At 71.4% G+C, this 16,828-nt stretch carries 17 protein-coding genes; 13 read left to right on the top strand and 4 right to left on the bottom strand.

All coding sequences use genetic code 11. From position 1 onward, the window contains the following. The first annotated feature begins 155 nt into the window (after positions 1 to 155). The 12 genes from AB0C73_RS34405 (at position 156) to AB0C73_RS34350 (ending at position 13,081) form a co-directional block, all read left to right on the top strand. Positions 156 to 1,493: an MFS transporter gene (locus AB0C73_RS34405; protein WP_362537590.1), complete on the top strand. Its 1,338-nt coding sequence runs from the start codon at positions 156 to 158 to the stop codon at positions 1,491 to 1,493. Positions 1,494 to 1,502: 9 nt separating this feature from the next. Beyond that, complete coding sequence (pafA, locus tag AB0C73_RS34400) at positions 1,503 to 2,864, top strand: Pup--protein ligase (RefSeq protein WP_362537588.1); 1,362 nt, start codon at positions 1,503 to 1,505, stop codon at positions 2,862 to 2,864. A gap of 119 nt (positions 2,865 to 2,983) precedes the next feature. Then, complete coding sequence (locus tag AB0C73_RS34395) at positions 2,984 to 3,922, top strand: FKBP-type peptidyl-prolyl cis-trans isomerase (RefSeq protein WP_362537586.1); 939 nt, start codon at positions 2,984 to 2,986, stop codon at positions 3,920 to 3,922. A gap of 62 nt (positions 3,923 to 3,984) precedes the next feature. Next, complete coding sequence (locus AB0C73_RS34390; RefSeq protein ID WP_362537584.1) at positions 3,985 to 4,359, top strand: FKBP-type peptidyl-prolyl cis-trans isomerase; 375 nt, start codon at positions 3,985 to 3,987, stop codon at positions 4,357 to 4,359. 149 nt (positions 4,360 to 4,508) lie between these two features. After that, positions 4,509 to 5,465, top strand: a complete 957-nt coding sequence (locus AB0C73_RS34385) for a WYL domain-containing protein (RefSeq protein ID WP_362537582.1) — start codon at positions 4,509 to 4,511, stop codon at positions 5,463 to 5,465. A 16-nt stretch (positions 5,466 to 5,481) separates the two neighbouring features. Beyond that, complete coding sequence (locus AB0C73_RS34380; protein ID WP_362537580.1) at positions 5,482 to 6,432, top strand: WYL domain-containing protein; 951 nt, start codon at positions 5,482 to 5,484, stop codon at positions 6,430 to 6,432. Positions 6,433 to 6,551: 119 nt separating this feature from the next. Then, positions 6,552 to 6,806: a hypothetical protein gene (locus AB0C73_RS34375; protein ID WP_362537579.1), complete on the top strand. Its 255-nt coding sequence runs from the start codon at positions 6,552 to 6,554 to the stop codon at positions 6,804 to 6,806. Positions 6,807 to 6,913: 107 nt separating this feature from the next. Beyond that, entirely contained in the window at positions 6,914 to 7,111 is a 198-nt protein-coding gene (locus AB0C73_RS34370) for a hypothetical protein (RefSeq protein WP_362537577.1), read from the top strand. A gap of 187 nt (positions 7,112 to 7,298) precedes the next feature. Further along, on the top strand, positions 7,299 to 7,583 hold the full coding sequence (tatA, locus tag AB0C73_RS34365; RefSeq protein ID WP_362537575.1) for a Sec-independent protein translocase subunit TatA: 285 nt from the start codon (positions 7,299 to 7,301) through the stop codon (positions 7,581 to 7,583). A 104-nt stretch (positions 7,584 to 7,687) separates the two neighbouring features. Continuing rightward, entirely contained in the window at positions 7,688 to 8,590 is a 903-nt protein-coding gene (tatC, locus tag AB0C73_RS34360) for a twin-arginine translocase subunit TatC (protein WP_362537630.1), read from the top strand. Between the two features lie 124 nt (positions 8,591 to 8,714). After that, entirely contained in the window at positions 8,715 to 11,543 is a 2,829-nt protein-coding gene (locus AB0C73_RS34355; protein WP_362537573.1) for a DEAD/DEAH box helicase, read from the top strand. Positions 11,544 to 11,695: 152 nt separating this feature from the next. Next, positions 11,696 to 13,081 (top strand): cytochrome P450, encoded by a 1,386-nt coding sequence (locus AB0C73_RS34350; protein ID WP_362537571.1) that lies wholly within the window; start codon positions 11,696 to 11,698, stop codon positions 13,079 to 13,081. Here the strand turns inward: AB0C73_RS34350 and AB0C73_RS34345 are convergent. Genes AB0C73_RS34345 through AB0C73_RS34330 form a run of 4 tightly spaced genes read right to left on the bottom strand, consistent with a single transcriptional unit; the run spans position 13,078 to position 15,878 of the window. Beyond that, positions 13,078 to 14,025, bottom strand: coding sequence for an ADP-ribosylglycohydrolase family protein (locus AB0C73_RS34345; RefSeq protein ID WP_362537569.1), 948 nt, complete (start codon positions 14,023 to 14,025; stop codon positions 13,078 to 13,080). The two genes, AB0C73_RS34350 and AB0C73_RS34345, sit on opposite strands and share 4 nt — an antisense overlap. Continuing rightward, positions 14,019 to 14,534 carry a hypothetical protein gene (locus tag AB0C73_RS34340; RefSeq protein WP_362537567.1) on the bottom strand — a complete coding sequence of 172 codons (516 nt, stop codon included), beginning with the start codon at positions 14,532 to 14,534 and terminating at the stop codon, positions 14,019 to 14,021. The genes AB0C73_RS34345 and AB0C73_RS34340 overlap by 7 nt, the downstream gene beginning before the upstream one ends. Positions 14,535 to 14,550: 16 nt before the next feature. Continuing rightward, positions 14,551 to 14,979, bottom strand: a complete 429-nt coding sequence (locus AB0C73_RS34335; RefSeq protein WP_362537565.1) for an ABA4-like family protein — start codon at positions 14,977 to 14,979, stop codon at positions 14,551 to 14,553. After that, positions 14,976 to 15,878: a hypothetical protein gene (locus AB0C73_RS34330; protein WP_362537628.1), complete on the bottom strand. Its 903-nt coding sequence runs from the start codon at positions 15,876 to 15,878 to the stop codon at positions 14,976 to 14,978. Before AB0C73_RS34330 ends, AB0C73_RS34335 begins: the two co-directional genes overlap by 4 nt. Positions 15,879 to 16,074: 196 nt before the next feature. Between AB0C73_RS34330 and AB0C73_RS34325 the strand changes: the two genes are divergently transcribed. Then, the gene (locus AB0C73_RS34325) at positions 16,075 to 16,722 is read left to right on the top strand and encodes a MerR family transcriptional regulator (protein WP_362537563.1); all 648 of its coding nucleotides are present in this window, start codon (positions 16,075 to 16,077) and stop codon (positions 16,720 to 16,722) included. Positions 16,723 to 16,828: the final 106 nt, after the last annotated feature.

Here is a 16,828-nt window from a genome sequence, read left to right as displayed (position 1 = left end):
CGTTCCTGTGACGGGGCCGTTCCCGTGGCGGACCCGCTCCTGTGGCGGGGCCGTTCCCGATGCGCGGGGTGGACCGGCGCGCTGCCGCCATGGTACGTATTACCCAGGACGTTATACGTAAAACTTCGGGCGCATGCCCCAGGAGGGGAGCGAACATGGCCACCGAGGCCAGGGCGAGCGGCGGCTATCTGGACATCCTGCGCGCCCCGCACGCGGCGCGCCTCCTGGCGGGCACCCTGGTCGGCCGGCTCCCCAACGGCACCGGCCCGGTCGCCATCACCGTCTTCACCCGCGCCGAGGGCGGCAGCTACAGCCTGGCCGGCGGCCTCATCGCCGCCTACGGCCTGGCCACGGCCGTCGGGCAGCCGCTCCTCGGCCGCGCCGTCGACCTCAAGGGGCAGCCCCGCGTCCAGCTGCCCGCCGCGGTCGTCTCCGCGCTCGGCATGGCCGCCCTCGCCGTCACCGGCGTCGGCAACCTGCTCCTCGCGTACGCCGCCGTCCTGGTCGCCGGACTCTTCACCCCGCCCCTGGAGGGCGGGCTTCGCGCCCTGTGGCCGAGCGTGCTCGGCCGCGAGGACCGGGTGCACCGCGCGTACGCCCTGGACGCCGTCGCCCAGGAGGTCATGTTCACCGTCGGACCGCTGCTGCTCACCCTGCTGGTCTCGCTGTGGTCGCCCGCCGCCGCGCTGCTCGTCATCAATCTGCTCGGCGTCCTCGGCGCCCTGTCCGTGGTGCTCTCCAAGCCCTCCCGCGCCTGGCGCTCCGCGCCCCGCGAGGCGCACTGGCTGGGCGCCCTGCGCTCGCCGGGACTCCTCGCGCTGCTCGCCTCGTTCTTCTTCGTCGGACTCGCCCTCGGCTCCATCACGGTCGCCGCCGTCGCCTACGCCGACGACCGCGGCCACGAGGCCGTGTACGGCTGGCTGATGGCCGCCCTCGGCCTCGGCGCCCTGGTCGGGGGTGTCGCCTACGGGGCCCGGCAGTGGGCCGGAGCGCCCGAGCGGCGGCTGCGGGTCCTGGTGCTGCTGCTCGCCCTCGGCTACCTTCCGCTGCTCCTGGTGCCCGGCCCGGCCGCCATGACCGCCCTCACGGCCTTCGCGGGCGTGTTCCTGGCGCCCGCCATCGCCTGCGCGTTCCTCGTGATCGACCGGCACGCACCGGCCGGTACGGTCACCGAGGCCTTCTCCTGGCTCGTCACCACCTTCGGCGTCGGCGCCGCCCTCGGTTCCGCCGTCTCCGGACCCGCCGTCGAACTCTTCGGGACCCCGGCCGGTTTCGCGGTGGCCGGCATCGGAGGCTTCGTCGCCTTCCTCGTCCTCCTCGGCACCGGCCGGGTGCTCGGACCGGACTCCGCGCCGCGCTCGCGACACGCCGCCGGCGGGGTCGTCGCGGACCCCGGCCGGGGCGGGGCACGGGCCGAAAACATCCCGCACTCATCGGAAAATGATCGAAACGGGGCGGCCGAACCCGGTTTCAGCTCAGGGCTTCAGGCGTAATGTTCAGACATGGACCGCCGCATTTTCGGGCTGGAGAACGAGTACGGCGTCACGTGCACGTTCAGGGGACAGCGCCGACTGTCTCCTGACGAAGTGGCGCGCTACCTCTTCCGCCGTGTCGTGTCATGGGGCCGCAGCAGCAATGTCTTCCTGCGGAACGGAGCCCGCCTGTACCTTGACGTGGGTTCGCATCCGGAATACGCAACTCCCGAATGCGACAACGTGGTCGAACTGGTCACCCACGACAAGGCCGGCGAGCGCATTCTCGAAGGTCTGCTCGTCGACGCGGAACGCCGCCTGCACGAGGAGGGAATCGCGGGCGACGTCTATCTCTTCAAGAACAACACCGACTCCGCCGGAAACTCCTACGGCTGCCACGAGAACTATCTGGTGGCCCGCCACGGGGAGTTCTCCCGGCTCGCGGACATCCTCATTCCGTTCCTCGTCACCCGCCAGCTCATCTGCGGTGCGGGAAAGGTGCTGCAGACCCCGCGCGGCGCCGTCTACTGCGTCTCCCAGCGTGCCGAGCACATCTGGGAGGGCGTCAGTTCCGCCACCACCCGCTCGCGTCCCATCATCAACACCCGCGACGAGCCGCACGCGGACGCCGAGCGCTACCGCCGTCTCCATGTCATCGTCGGCGACTCCAACATGTCCGAGACGACCATGCTGCTCAAGGTCGGCGCCACCGACCTCGTCCTGCGCATGATCGAGGCGGGCACCGTGATGCGCGACCTCACGCTGGAGAACCCGATCCGGGCCATCCGCGAGGTCAGCCACGACATCACCGGCCAGCGCAAGGTCCGTCTCGCCAGCGGCCGCGAGGCCTCCGCCCTGGAGGTCCAGCGGGAGTACTACGAGAAGGCCGCCGACTTCGTCGACCGGCGCGGCATCCGCACCGGCATCGTCGCCCAGGTCCTGGAGCTGTGGGGCCGTACGCTCGACGCCATCGAGCAGGAGCAGCTCGACCGCATCGAGACCGAGATCGACTGGGTCATGAAGTACCAGCTCATCGAGCGGTACCGGGCCAAGCACAACATGACCATGTCGCACCCGCGGGTCGCCCAGATAGACCTCGCGTACCACGACATCCACCGCCGCCGCGGCCTGTACTACCTGCTCCAGAAGAACGGTCAGGCGGCCCGGGTGTGCAACGACGTGAAGATCTTCGAGGGCAAGTCGGTGCCTCCGCAGACCACGCGCGCGCGGCTGCGCGGCGACTTCATCCGGCGTGCCCAGGAGCAGCGCCGGGACTTCACCGTCGACTGGGTCCACCTCAAGCTCAACGACCAGGCGCAGCGCACCGTGTTGTGCAAGGACCCGTTCCGTTCGGTCGACGACCGGGTGGAAAAGCTGATCGCCGGAATGTAGGACGCACGGCGGTCCGCGCACTCGGCCCCGCACGCCTCGCGTGCGGGGCCGACGGCTGCACAGAAGGGTCCCCTAGAGTGTCCGGACAACTACTGTGCCGTCTGAGATCTGAGGAACTAGTGCGCCGACTTGCCGGCCTGCTCGTCGTCCCGCTTCTGCTGCTCACCACAGCGGCCTGCGGCAGCGACGACAAGGGCTCCGATTCCGGTTCGATGAAGAACGGGCTTCCCGCCATCACCGCGGGGGAGAAGTTCGGGGAGAAGCCGACCCTCTCGAAGGGTGTGGGCGACCCGCCCAAGTCCCTCAAGGTCAACGTCATCAGCGAGGGCACGGGCGCGGTCACCAAGAAGGGCGACGCGCTGTCGGTGAACTACCTGGGTCAGGAGTGGGACGAGAGCACCCCCTTCGACAACAGCTTCGACCGGAAGGAGCCCTTCCAGCTGACCCTCGGCGCCGGCCAGGTCATCCAGGGCTGGGACCAGGGCCTGGAGGGCCAGAAGGTCGGCAGCCGCGTCGAGATCGGCATCCCGCCGGAGCTCGGGTACGGCGCGCAGGGCCAGGGCGACATCAAGCCGAACGCGACGCTGGTGTTCGTGGTCGACATCCTGAAGGCCGTCACCATCCCGAAGTCCGCCACCGGCACCGAGGTGGCCCAGGACAACAAGGACCTGCCGAAGGTCGGTGTCAACACCGACGGCAAGCAGCCCTCGCTGACCGTGCCGAAGGTCGACCCGCCGACGAAGCTGGTCTCCAACTACGTCCTCGAGTCCACGGGCGAGGTCGTCAAGAACACCGACACGGTGGTCGTGAACTACGTCGCCGCCCTGTGGAAGGACGGCAAGGTCTTCGACTCGACCTACACCACGGGCAAGCCGGCGAACTTCCCGCTCGACCAGCTGACCCTGAAGGGCCTCAAGGACGGCATCACCGGCAAGAAGGTCGGCAGCCGGATCCTGATCGTGGCGCCGCCGTCGGAGGCCTTCGGCGACCAGGAGAAGCAGGGCATCCCGAAGAACTCCACGCTCGTGTTCTCCGTCGACATCCTGGCGAAGATGTAAGACTGTCCGGGTCGCACAGATCATCGTCTGTGCGGTTCATAGGTTCAGAGGAGCACACTGCAGTGAGCATCGAGAAGCCCGAGGTCGACTTCCCGGGCGGCGAGCCGCCGGCCGACCTGGAGATCAAGGACATCTGGGAGGGCGACGGCGCCGTCGCCAAGGCCGGGGACAACATCCTGGTCCACTACGTGGGTGTGTCCTTCGATTCCGGCGAGGAGTTCGACGCCTCCTGGAACCGCGGCGCGCCGCTGCCGTTCCGGCTCGGTGTCGGCCAGGTCATCCCGGGCTGGGACCAGGGTGTGCAGGGCATGAAGGTCGGCGGCCGCCGCCAGCTGGTCATCCCGCCGCACCTGGCGTACGGCGAGCGTGGCGCCGGCGGCAAGATCGGCCCCAACGAGACGCTGATCTTCGTCTGCGACCTCGTGTCCGTCGGCTGACGCCCAGCTCGATCGGTTGTACGACCCTGAGGGCCCCCGCCTCCCCGGCGGGGGCCCTCGGCGTTCCGGCCCGGCTTTTGTCCGGACACCCCGGGGCGGTACGGTCGACGTCCAGAAGTCAATCCGGCAGAAGAGGGTGCGGGGCGTCGATGGCGATTGCCAAGGCCGAGCGGCTGATGAATCTTGCGCTGTGCCTGCTCGGAACCCGCCGTCCGCTGAGCAAGCGTGAACTCCGCGGCTCCATCGAGGCCTACATGGAGGCGACCGGTGAGGACGCCTTCAACCGCATGTTCGAGCGCGACAAGGACGATCTGCGCGAGCTCGGCCTGGTGATCGAGACCGTCGAGAACCTCGACGGCGAGACCGGCTATCTGGCCCGCCGCGACTCCAACCGGCTGCCCCCGATCACCCTGGACGCCGAGGAGGCCGCCGCCCTCGGCCTGGCCGCCAAGGTCTGGCAGCAGGTCCGCCTCGCCGGTGCCGCCAGCGGCGCCCTGCAGAAGCTGCGCGCCGCCGGGATGCCGGAGGCGGAGGACGCGTACGACGCGCACGCCAGCGCCCTGGAGCCGCGCATCCCGGTCCACGAGGCCGCCTTCGAGCCGCTGATGCTGGCCTGCCGCGACCGTCGGCCGGTCGTCTTCGACTACCGCAAGGCCACCGCCGCCCGCCCCGAGACCCGGCATGTCGAGCCGTGGACCCTGGAGTGCTGGCGCGGCCACTGGTACCTGGCGGGCTGGGACCGGGACCGCGGCGCCGAGCGGGTCTTCCGGCTCTCCCGTATCACCGGCAAGGTCCGCTCCCGGGCCGGCGCCTTCACCGCGCCCGTGCCCGACGTCGTCACCGTCCGCGAGACCGTGGAGAGCTGGGCCGGCGAGACCGCCACCCGCTCGGCGCGGATCCGGCTGCGCTCCGGCTGCGGTTATCCGCTGCGGGCCCGCGCGCTGTCCGTGACCGAGGGCGCCGACGGCTGGGACGAGCTCGAGATCCCGTACGGGCACGGCCTCGACGCCTGGCTCGTCGAGTTCGGACCGGACGCGGTCGTCCTGGAGCCCGCGGATCTGCGGGCCGACGTGGTGGAGCGGCTGCGCGCCGTCGCCAAGGGCTGAGGGGGAAGGAACGACCGTGGCCGCCAACGCCATCGACCAGACGAGGCGCATGCTCTCCCTCGTCACCTATCTCCGGGAGCGTCCCGGCGCGCACGTCGCCGACGTGGCCCGGGCCTTCGGGATCACCGAGGACGAGCTGATCTCGGACCTCGACGTGCTGCCGATGTGCGGCACCAGCTTCCGGGGCGGCGACCTCCTCGACATCGACACCGACGGCGACCGCATCTGGTGGCACAACCCCGACGATGTCGCCGAGCCGCTGCGGCTCGCCGCCGACGAGGCCACCGCGCTGCTCGTGGCCGCGCGGGCCGTGGCCACCCTGCCGGGGCTGCGCGAGAGCGACCGCGAGGCGCTGCTGCGCGCCACCGCCAAGCTGGAGGCGGCGGCCGGCGAGGCGGCCGGGGCCAGCTCCCGGCTCTCGGTGACCTTCGAGTCCGAGGGCGGGGTCTTCGCCGAGGTCGACCGGGCGATCTCCGAGCGCCGGCGCCTGTGGCTGCGCTACTACTCGCCCGCGCGCGACGAGCTGACCGAGCGCGAGGTGGACCCGATCCGGCTCTTCGCCGTCGGCCACACCTATATGGAGGCGTGGTGCCGGCTCTCCGAGGCGCGCCGCACCTTCCGGCTCGACCGGGTCGCCGAGATCAGGATCCTGGACGATCACGCCGCGCCGCCGGAGATCGAGCTGCGGGACCTGTCGGAGGGGCTCGTGCAGCCGTCCGCGGAGGACCCGGAGGTCGTGGTCGAGGTCGGGCCCGGCGGCCGCTGGGTCGCCGAGTACTACCCGCACGACCGGGCCGAGGACCTGGAGGACGGCGGGCTGCGGATCACCCTGCGCACCCCCGAGCCTGCCTCGCTGCGGCGGCTCGCGCTGCGGCTCGGCAGTGACGGACGGATCGTCGCCCCGCAGGAGCTCGCGGACAGTGCCCGGGAGGCCGCCACGGCCGCTCTGGCCGCCTACGAGGGCTGAGCACCGGCCGGCCGCGGAGCGTCTCCGGTACGGGGAACGTGACGTTCCGCGGGTGCCGGACGCTGATTCCAGTGAGAGTCGTAGCCGTACCCGTACCGCAGTGGGGAGTGTTGAGGGAAATGTCCGCGATGCCCGACCTTTTGGCGCCGGTCGCCCCGGTCCTCTTCAAGGCCGCCTGCCCCGACTGCCGTTCCCGCTTCGAACTCTCCGCCGGTGCGCTGCGGCTCGCCATCGGCGCCAGCCGCCGTACCACCTTCTACTCCTTCACGTGCCCCGAGTGCGGCAGCGCGGTACGCAAACCGGCCGGGGAGCGGATCGTCGAACTGCTCACCGGCGGCGGCGTCAACACCCTGCGCCTGCATACCACCGGCTGAGGGGTTTGCCGCCGGCAGGCACCAGAGGCACCCCCGGCGGACCATGTGGTGGACTGCCTGTCCGCCCGCCTGACGGGCGGCCCTCCGGCAGCGTCTAGGCTCGGCACATGTTCTGGCCCATGCTCGCCGTCGCCCTCGGCTTCCTCGGCATCGCCGTCCTCGGCGTCCTCGGCATCAAGGTGTTCCTGGAGGCCCAGCGCCTCGGCCGTCAAGTGGCCCGCACCACAGAGGCGATCCAGCGGGTCTCCGGGGACCTGGAGCGCGCCGCGGCCGATCTCGCCCGAACCGGCGAGACCCTGCGCTGATTTCGCGCGGTGCCCGCCGCGGAGCGCCCGCCAGGGGCGGGCGCGGGACGCAAGGGGGAGTATGCACAGGCAATACCGCCCGTTTACTCCTGGGGGTTACGATCGCTAGCAGCGCGGATGGCCGGACGCATGTCCGACCGGCCGGGCACGCACTCCAATGTCGCCTCGGTGAAGAAGGTAAACAGCTATGGGTAGGCTCGGCCCCACCGAGATCATTCTGATCCTCGTCGTGATCATCCTGCTGTTCGGCGCCAAGAAGCTCCCGGACATGGCGCGTTCGCTGGGCAAGTCCGCCCGGATCCTCAAGAGCGAGGCCAAGGCGATGAAGTCCGACGACCAGCAGAGCGCCCCCGCCGATCCGCCTGCCCCGGCCGCCCAGGACCAGGCCGCGACCCGCACCATCCAGGCCGCTCCCGGCGACGTGACCAGCTCGCGTCCGGTGACCGAGCCCACCGACTCCACCAAGCGCTGACCCGGTCCGCCGCGGCCGCCGCCGAGGGCGGCGGTCGCCGCCCGAGATGAGGACATGGGTTGCTCAAGTCTGCCCGCAAGCAGGAGAAGGATCCCGAGGGCCGGATGCCCCTCGTGGAGCACCTGCGTGAGCTCCGCAACCGCTTGGCGAAGGGCCTCCTTGCCATCGCCGCGGTGACCGTCGTCGCCCTCACATACAGTGAGGAGCTGATGGTGTTCCTGACGAAGTCGGTGCCCAAGTGCGGTCCCGACATCACCAGTGACGGCGGCAACTGCGCGATCGTCTCCTTCAACACGCTGATGGCGCCGTTCAGCACGACGATCCAGCTGTCCCTGACGGCCGGCCTCGTCGTCGCGAGCCCGGTCTGGCTCTACCAGCTCTGGGCCTTCGTCGCGCCCGGCCTGCACAAGCACGAGAAGAAGTACACGTACGCCTTCGTCGGCGCCGCGGTCCCGCTCTTCGCGGCCGGCGCCTACCTCGCGTACCTCATCCTCCCCGTCAGCGTGAAGGTGCTCATCAGCCTCACGCCCGCGGGCTCGGCCAACATCCTCTCGCTGTCCGACGTCCTCGACTTCACGCTGCGCATGGTGCTGGTCTTCGGCCTCGCCTTCGAGCTGCCCCTCGTGCTGGTCATGCTGAACCTCACCGGAGTGCTGAGCGGCAGGCGCATGGCCCGCTGGTGGCGCGGTGTGATCATGGGCGTCTTCGTCTTCGGCGCCGTCATCACCCCGACCACCGACCCGGTCGGCATGCTCGCCCTCGCCGGACCGATCACGCTGCTCTACCTCGCGGCGGTCGCCTTCTCGCTCCTCAACGACAAGCGGCGCCGGCGCAGGAACCCGGACGCCGAACTCGGCGACGACGAGGCGTCGAGCCTCGACCTCACCCCCGAGGCCATCGGCGAGATCGAGACGGTCGGCGCCGCCCGGGCCCTGCCCGAGCAGGCCACCGGCGAGTCGGACGGCGCCAGGACGCACCGGCTGAACGGCTACGACGACATCACCTGATCCCGATCTGGTCGTGAGAGGTCCCCCCGGATTTCGTCCGGGGGGACTTCCGTATGCCCGGAACCGAAGCCGCCCGATAAAGATCGCGTCACTGTCAGAGGGGGCGGGTAGGCTCGACAACAAGATGACAGAGGACCTCACACCAGCCGAAGCGTACGCAGCCGCCCGCGCCCGCAACGTGGAGCAGGCGACCGCGCTGGCCCCCTTCCGCGAGATGTACGACTTCGGTCTGGACCCCTTCCAGATCGAGGCGTGCCAGGCCCTCGAGGCGGGCAAGGGCGTGCTCGTCGCCGCGCCCACGGGCTCCGGCAAGACCATCGTCGGCGAGTTCGCCGTCCACCTCGCCCTCCAGCAGGGCCGCAAGTGCTTCTACACCACGCCGATCAAGGCGCTCTCCAACCAGAAGTACGCCGACCTCGTCAAGCGGTACGGCCACGACAAGGTCGGCCTGCTCACCGGCGACAACAGCGTCAACGGCGACGCCCCGATCGTCGTCATGACCACCGAGGTCCTCCGCAACATGCTCTACGCGGGGTCCCAGGCGCTCTCCGGCCTCGGCTACGTGGTCATGGACGAGGTCCACTACCTCTCCGACCGCTTCCGCGGCGCCGTCTGGGAGGAAGTGATCATCCACCTCCCCGAGTCCGTGACCCTGGTGTCGCTCTCCGCGACCGTGTCGAACGCCGAGGAGTTCGGCGACTGGCTCGACACCGTCCGCGGCGACACCGAGGTGATCGTCTCCGAGAGCCGCCCCGTGCCGCTGTGGCAGCACGTCCTGGCCGGCCGGCGGATGTACGACCTCTTCGAGGAGGAGACCGACCACGGCGGCCGCGGCGCGTCCCGCCGCGAGGTCAACCCCGACCTGTTGCGCCTCGCCCGCACCGAGAACTCGCGCACGTACAACCCGCGCGACCGGCGCCGCGGCAAGATGATCCGCGAGGCCGACCGCGAGCGCGAGCGGCGCCAGCGGTCCCGGATCTGGACGCCCGGCCGGCCCGAGGTCATCGAGCGGCTCGACGCCGAGGGACTCCTCCCCGCCATCACCTTCATCTTCAGCCGGGCCGGCTGCGAGTCCGCCGTCCAGCAGTGCCTCTACGCGGGCCTGCGGCTCAACGACGAGGAGGGACGCCGCCGCGTCCGCGAGATCGTCGAGGAGCGCACCGCCGCCATCCCGAGCGAGGACCTCCACGTCCTCGGCTACTACGAGTGGCTGGAGGCCCTGGAGCGGGGCATCGCCGCGCACCACGCGGGCATGCTCCCGACCTTCAAGGAGGTCGTCGAGGAGCTGTTCGTACGGGGCCTGGTCAAGGCCGTCTTCGCCACCGAGACCCTGGCGCTCGGCATCAACATGCCGGCCCGCTCGGTCATCCTGGAGAAGCTCGTCAAGTGGAACGGCGAGCAGCACGCCGACATCACCCCCGGCGAGTACACCCAGCTCACCGGCCGGGCCGGGCGGCGCGGCATCGACGTCGAGGGCCACGCCGTGGTGCTGTGGCAGCGCGGCATGGACCCCGGCCACCTGGCCGGACTCGCCGGCACCCGCACCTACCCGCTGCGCTCCAGCTTCAAGCCCTCGTACAACATGGCGGTCAACCTCGTCGACCAGTTCGGCCGGCACCGCTCGCGCGAGCTCCTGGAGACCTCCTTCGCCCAGTTCCAGGCCGACCGCTCGGTCGTCGGGATCTCCCGTCAGGTCCAGAAGAACGAGGAGGGCCTGCAGGGCTACCGCGAGGGCATGACCTGCCACCTCGGCGACTTCGAGGAGTACGCGCGGCTGCGCCGCGAACTCAAGGACCGCGAGACCGAACTGGCCCGGCAGGGCGCCGCCCAGCGGCGCGCCCAGGCCGCGGCGTCCCTGGAGCGGCTCAAGCCCGGCGACGTCATCCATGTGCCGACGGGCAAGTTCGCCGGTCTCGCGCTCGTGCTCGACCCGGGCGTCCCGGCCGGTCGCACCAACGGGCACCGCGGCTTCGAGTACCACGACGGGCCGCGCCCGCTGGTGCTCACCGCCGAGCGGCAGGTCAAGCGGCTCGCCTCGATCGACTTCCCGGTGCCGGTCGAGCCGCTGGAGCGGATGCGCATCCCGCGTTCCTTCAATCCGCGCTCGCCGCAGTCCCGCCGCGACCTCGCCTCCGCGCTGCGCTCCAAGGCCGGGCACATCAATCCGGAGCGGCACCGCAAGCAGCGCTCGGCCGCGGCCGACGACCGCGAGCTCGCACGGCTGCGCACCGAGATCCGCGCGCATCCCTGCCACGGCTGCGACGAGCGCGAGGACCACGCCCGCTGGGCCGAGCGCTACCACCGGCTGCAGCGCGACACCAAGCAGCTGGAGCGGCGCATCGAGGGCCGCACCAATACGATCGCGCGCACCTTCGACCGGATCGTGGCACTGCTCACCGAGCTCGACTACCTGCGGAACGACGAGGTCACCGAGCACGGCAAGCGGCTGGCCCGGCTCTACGGCGAGCTCGACCTGCTCGCCAGCGAGTGCCTGCGCGAGCGGGTGTGGGAGGGGCTGAGCCCGGCCGAACTGGCCGCCTGCGTCTCGGCGCTCGTCTACGAGGCCCGGCAGTCCGACGACGCCGTCGCGCCCAAGCTGCCCACGGGCCGGGCCAAGGTCGCGATGGGAGAGATGGTACGGATCTGGGGCCGGCTGGACGCGCTGGAGGAGGAGTTCAAGCTCCACCAGGCGGAGGGCGTCGGCCAGCGCGAGCCGGACCTCGGTTTCGCCTGGGCCGCCTATCAGTGGGCCTCCGACAAGGGACTCGACGAGGTGCTGCGGGAGGCGGAGATGCCGGCCGGCGACTTCGTCCGCTGGTGCAAGCAGGTCATCGACGTGCTCGGTCAGATCGCGGCGGCGGCGCCACGGGAGGACAGCACGGTCGCGAAGAACGCCCGCAAGGCGGTGGACAGTCTGCTGAGGGGTGTCGTGGCCTACAGCTCGGTGGGCTGAGGACCGGACCGGGCGGCCGGTCCGCCCGGCAGGGCTGACGGTGAACTGACAAGGGTTTTCCACAGGGCTGGCGGAGTGCCACTTCCTTCCGCTTCCATGGACTCGTACAGACGAACGAGATCATGGAGCAACTCCGCTGGAGGGAAGCACAGTTGACCACGCACGCCGGTTCGTCCGCCGTCGGCACCACGACGGCGGACGGACGGAAGACCGTCCCGGGACCCCGCGGCGTCCCGGGACTGGGCAACCTGCCGGAATTCGGCAAGGACCCGCTCGCCTTCTTCGAACGGCTGCGTGAGCGGGGCGACTTCGTCCGCTGGCGCTTCGGCCGCACGCCCGCGCTGTTCATCGCCCACCCCGAGACCATCGGCGAACTCCTCACCGAGGTCGAGCGGACCTTCGACCAGTCCGACCTCGGCATCGCCTTCCGCACCCTGCTCGGCAACGGGGTCGTCGTCTCCAAGGGCGCGGACTGGCGGCGCAAGCGCTCCCTGGTCCAGCCCGCGGTGCGGCCCAAGCAGGTGAAGTCGTACGCGGCGACCATGGCCGAGTGCGCGGTCGACCTGGCCGGGCGCTGGGCCGACGGGGCCCGGGTGGACGTCAAGAAGGAGATGGCCGCCCTCACCCAGCTCATCGCGGTCCGCACCATCTTCGGCGTCGACACCGCTGCCGACGCCGACTCGATCGGCCGCGCGATGGACATCGCCCAGCAGGAGATCGGCGCGGAGTTCAGCGGCCTGGGGGCCGTGCTGCCCGACTGGGTGCCGACCCCCGGGCGGGCCCGGATCAAGCGCGCCACCGAGGTCATCGACGCCGAGGTCGCCCGGGTCGTCGCCCGGCACCGCGACGGCGACACCGAGCGCCCGGATCTGCTGAGCCGGCTGCTCGCCGCCCGGGACGAGACCGGCGCGCCCCTCTCCGACCGGGAGATACGGGACGAGACCGTCACGCTCTACATCGGCGGCCACGAGACCACCAGCACCACCCTCGTCTGGGCCTGGTATCTGCTCTCCCGCAATCCGCGGGTGTACGAGGCGCTGGGCGCCGAGCTCGACCGGGTGCTCGGCGACCACGACCCCGGCTTCGACGCCTACGCCGAACTCACCTACACCCAGGCCGTGGTGAAGGAGACGCTCCGCCTCTACCCGGCGATCTGGCTGCTCACCGGCACCGCCAAGGAGGGTGCCGTGCTCGGCGGCGTCCCGGTCCCGCCCGGCACCCGGGTCTGGAGCAGTCAGTGGGCCACCCACCGCGACGCCCGCTGGTTCCGGGAGCCGCTGGAGTTTCGCCCGGAGCGCTGGCTGGCCCCGGCGGAGGGTGAGGAGGCGGAGGAGATACCCGAGTACGCCTGGTATCCCTTCGGCGGCGGACCCCGGGTGTGCCTGGGCACCCGGTTCGCCATGGTGGAGGCGGTGCTGATCCTGGCCGTGCTCGCCCGCCGCTTCCGCCTGGACCTCGACGCGGAGGAGATACGCCCGGTCCCCGGTCTCACTCTCCAGCCGGACCGCGAGATCCTGGCGACGGTCCGGGCCCGCTAGGAGCTTTTCCGGCCGCTGCGGACCAGTGCCCGCGCCAGGCCGGCGAGGTCGGCGGCGCGGAGCACCCGGTCGCCGGAGCCCGGCAGGGGCACATGCAGGGGGCCGGTCCAGCGTGCCGGGATCGCGGCCGGGCCGTGGACCGCGCCGGCCAGCATGCCCGTGACGGCGGCGACGGTGTCGGTGTCGCCGCCCAGGTCGATCGCGGCCGCGAGAGCGGCTTCGAAGGAGGAGGTGGAGCGCAGCGCCCAGAGGGCCGAGCCGAGGCAGGGCCACACGGCGCCGTTGAACTCGGTGGCGTCCTCGGGCCGCCAGGCGGGCGCGAGGACGGCGGCCCAGCGGTCGCGGTGGGCCGGGGCGACCTCGGCGAGGGTGGCGGGGACGGCGGCGAGCGGGTCCTCGCCGAGGAGGGCGGCCCGGACCAGTTCGTGGAGGATCGCGGTGCCCTCCCAGGCGGCGGCGTCGCCGGGGGTGAGCGCGGCGATCCGCCGGGCCGCTTCCATGGTGGCGGCGCGGCCGGCGGAGGCGAAGCGCACGGCCGGGGTGGCGGCCCGCATCAGCGAACCGTTGCCCGCGGCACGGCCGTTGACCTGGAAGTGCAGGGCGGCGGCGGTGTCCCACGGGTCGCCACCGAGCAGCACCGCCTCGGTCTGCAGCCCGATGTCCTTGGGATCGGCCGCGGCCCAGCGCCGGAACCGGTCGAAGACATCGGACGGATCGAGTCCGCCGCGTTCGAGGAGCGACTCCCCGACGAGCACGGCCATCTGTGTGTCGTCCGTGGCCTCGCCGGGCTCCCAGCCGCCCCCGCCGCACATCTCCCCGCGCCCGTCGGGGAACCGCTCGCGGAACACCCCGGGCAGGCCGAACTCGAAGGGTGCCCCGAGCGCGTCCCCGACGGCGGAGCCGAGCACGGCGCCGACGGCGCGGTCCTCGAAGGAGCTCAGCATGCGTCATCCACCAGATCGTCGAAGGATTCCCGGCTCATGGCCCGGGAATCGGCCCACACCTCGTCCGGGCGGAGGTTCGCCAGGTCCTCGGAGGTGAAGTAGACGACGCCGTCGTACGTGTCGGAGCCGCGCGGGCCGAAGTAGTCGAGGGCGTAGGTGCGGCCGGGCCGCAGTTCCTGTATCCCCTCCGCGTCCACCTGCCAGTCGGACGAGGGTGAGAAGAGAGGGAAGACCATCCGGTCGAGCCGTTCCGGCCGGCGGGAGGACCAGCCGCTGGGGAGGGGGTCCGGGATTTCGGAGGTGCTCGCGTCGCCGTCCGTGTTCTGGGTGGGCCAGCTGCCCAGCGACACCCGGGCGGCCTGGTGTTCCGGGGCGCACATGCGCAGCTCGGCCACCGGGCGGCCGTCCGGGCCGATCCAGACGGCCGCGAGCGGCAGTTGCGCCGGGGTGCAGCCGCTCAGCAGAGCGAGGCCCAGTCCCGCGCCGAGGGCACCGAGTCGTCGTCTCATCCCCCACCCCCTGGCGTCAGCTTAGGGCGTGGGGCTGTCGGAGGGCGCGGATCGGGAGGAAGAGGAGGAGGGCGAAGGGGGAGAGGAGGATCGTCAGGACGAGGAGGGGGCCGGTCAGGAAGGGGGAGAGGGACAGGCGGCGGGACTCGCGGTAGATCCACTGGCCCAGGAGCAGGTCCCAGGCGATGACCTGGGCCCAGACGGCGCCCGCGCCGTTCGCGAGGGCGGTGAGGTCGCGGAAGGTGTCGATGTCCGGGCTGCTGACCGCGGTCCAGAGTTCCGGGAGGACCGGGGCCACGAGGATCAGGTAGACCGCGAGGACCGGCAGGACGGTCAGGGGTGAGGCGGCCACGCGGTCGGTGACGCTCCGGCCCGGGGCGAAGATCATCAGCAGCCAGACCGGCGCCGCGAGGAAGAAGGTGAGTTCGAACAGGAAGCCGGTCATGCCGCGAACTCCTGGCGGTCGGTGGGCACGGTGGTGCGCGGCGTGCGGAGGGCCCAGGCGGTGGCCGCGAGGGTGAGGACCGCGAGGACGCCGGCCGCGGCGAGCGTGAGGGCGTCGGGGGAGAGCAGCGGCTGACCGCGCAGGGCCTGCCAGGTGACCAGGGCGAAGACCCCGGCGTACGCACCGGAGGCGACCAGGACCAGCCGCAGCCGGATCCGGTCGTCGGCGAGCCGGGTGAGGCGCGGGGCGAGCGCGGCGAGCAACAGCAGGACCAGCGGTACGAGTTGCAGCGCGTGCATCCCGAAGAAGTGCGCGATGCGCAGGTCGCCGCCGGTGGTGGACCAGCCGATCAGCGGCAGACCGGGGCCGCCGTCGGGCACGCCCACACTGTGCGCACCCGCGATGGGCGGGTCGTCCTGGGCGAGTTGCTGCGGGGTGGGCCGGACCATCGCGAAGCCGACGGCCGCGCCGGCCAGCGCGATCAGCGAGGAGAGCCGGACGGCCCAGGCCGTGGCCCGGTCCAGGATGCGGGCGCGCAGCAGCAGGACGGCGATCACCAGCGCCGCCAGCCACAGGATGACGACCGTCGCGCCCATGGCCTGGAAGACGGCCGCGTCGAAGGGCGTCGAGACGTTGAAGTGGCTCTGGGTGCCGCGCACCACCTGGAGGGTGATCAGCACCATCTCGATGGCACTGGCGACGGTGAGCACGGTTCCGGCCCACCAGCCGGTGCGGCGGGCCCGGGTGCCGGGGAGCAGGGAGAGCATCCAGGCGAGCGTGAGCGCGTACGCGATGAAGGAGAGCGAGAACTTGAAGGGTTTGGCCCAGATCGGCGCGCCGACCAGGACCCGGTCGTCGAGCAGGAGCCCGCCGGCCGAGACCAGCGCGAGCAGGACCATGGAGCCGGTGAACCAGACCAGGGGCCGGTGCAGCGTGCGGAGCTGTGGTGACACGTTCGAGGACATGGGAATCCCCCCGTGGGATGCGCGTCCGCGCAGAATGGATAGTGGCACTTGCTGCTATCTGATAGTGCCACTATCTATGATGGGGGGGCGGTCGGCAAGTCCCGAGCCCGATCGGAAAGGTGAACACGCGGTGCGCATCGGAGAGTTGAGTCGCAGGACCGGGGTGTCCGTGCCGACGATCAAGTACTACGTACGGGAAGGGCTGCTGCCCGCCGGGCAGCTCACGAGCCCCAACCAGGCCTCGTACGACGAGACGCACACGCGGCGGCTGCGCCTGATCCGCGCCCTGATCGACGTCGGCGGACTGTCCGTGGCAGGCGTCCGCGAGGTGATCGAGGCCGTCGACGACCCCGCTCAGCCGGTCCACATGATGCTGGGCTCGGTCGCTGAACAAGTGGTTCCGCAGTACGAGGGCGAGGACGGGAGCGAGCAGGGGGAGCAGCTCACGGCCGCCCGCAAGACCGTCGCCGAACTCATCGCGCGGCGCGGCTGGCGCAGTTACCCCGAGGCCCCGGCCGCCGAGGCCCTCGCGGTCGCCCTCGCCGCCCTCGAGAACGCCGGTCACGGCGCCTTCGCCGCCGCGGTCCTCGACGACTACGCCACCGCCGCCGAGCGCGTCGGCCAGGTCGACGTCGAGTTCGTGGCCCGCAACGTCGTCCGCGAGGAACTGGTCGAGAGCGTGGTCGTCGGCACGGTCCTCGGCGACGCCGTGTTCGCGGCCCTGCGACGGCTTGCCCACATTGACGCGTCGGGCCGGGTCTTCGGCCTCGGGGAGTGAGGGGTGGCGTCACCCCGTGGAACGCCCGAGGGGGCGGGAGCCGCACGGCTCCCGCCGATCGGAAAATCAAACATCTGAACACACCACAAACATCAGGCAATCGGCT

This window comes from Streptomyces sp. NPDC048623, assembly GCF_040650755.1.
Taxonomy (GTDB): Bacteria; Actinomycetota; Actinomycetes; order Streptomycetales; family Streptomycetaceae; genus Streptomyces.
Note: the sequence above shows the minus strand (reverse complement) of the source record. Positions and strands in the feature narration are given on the sequence as shown.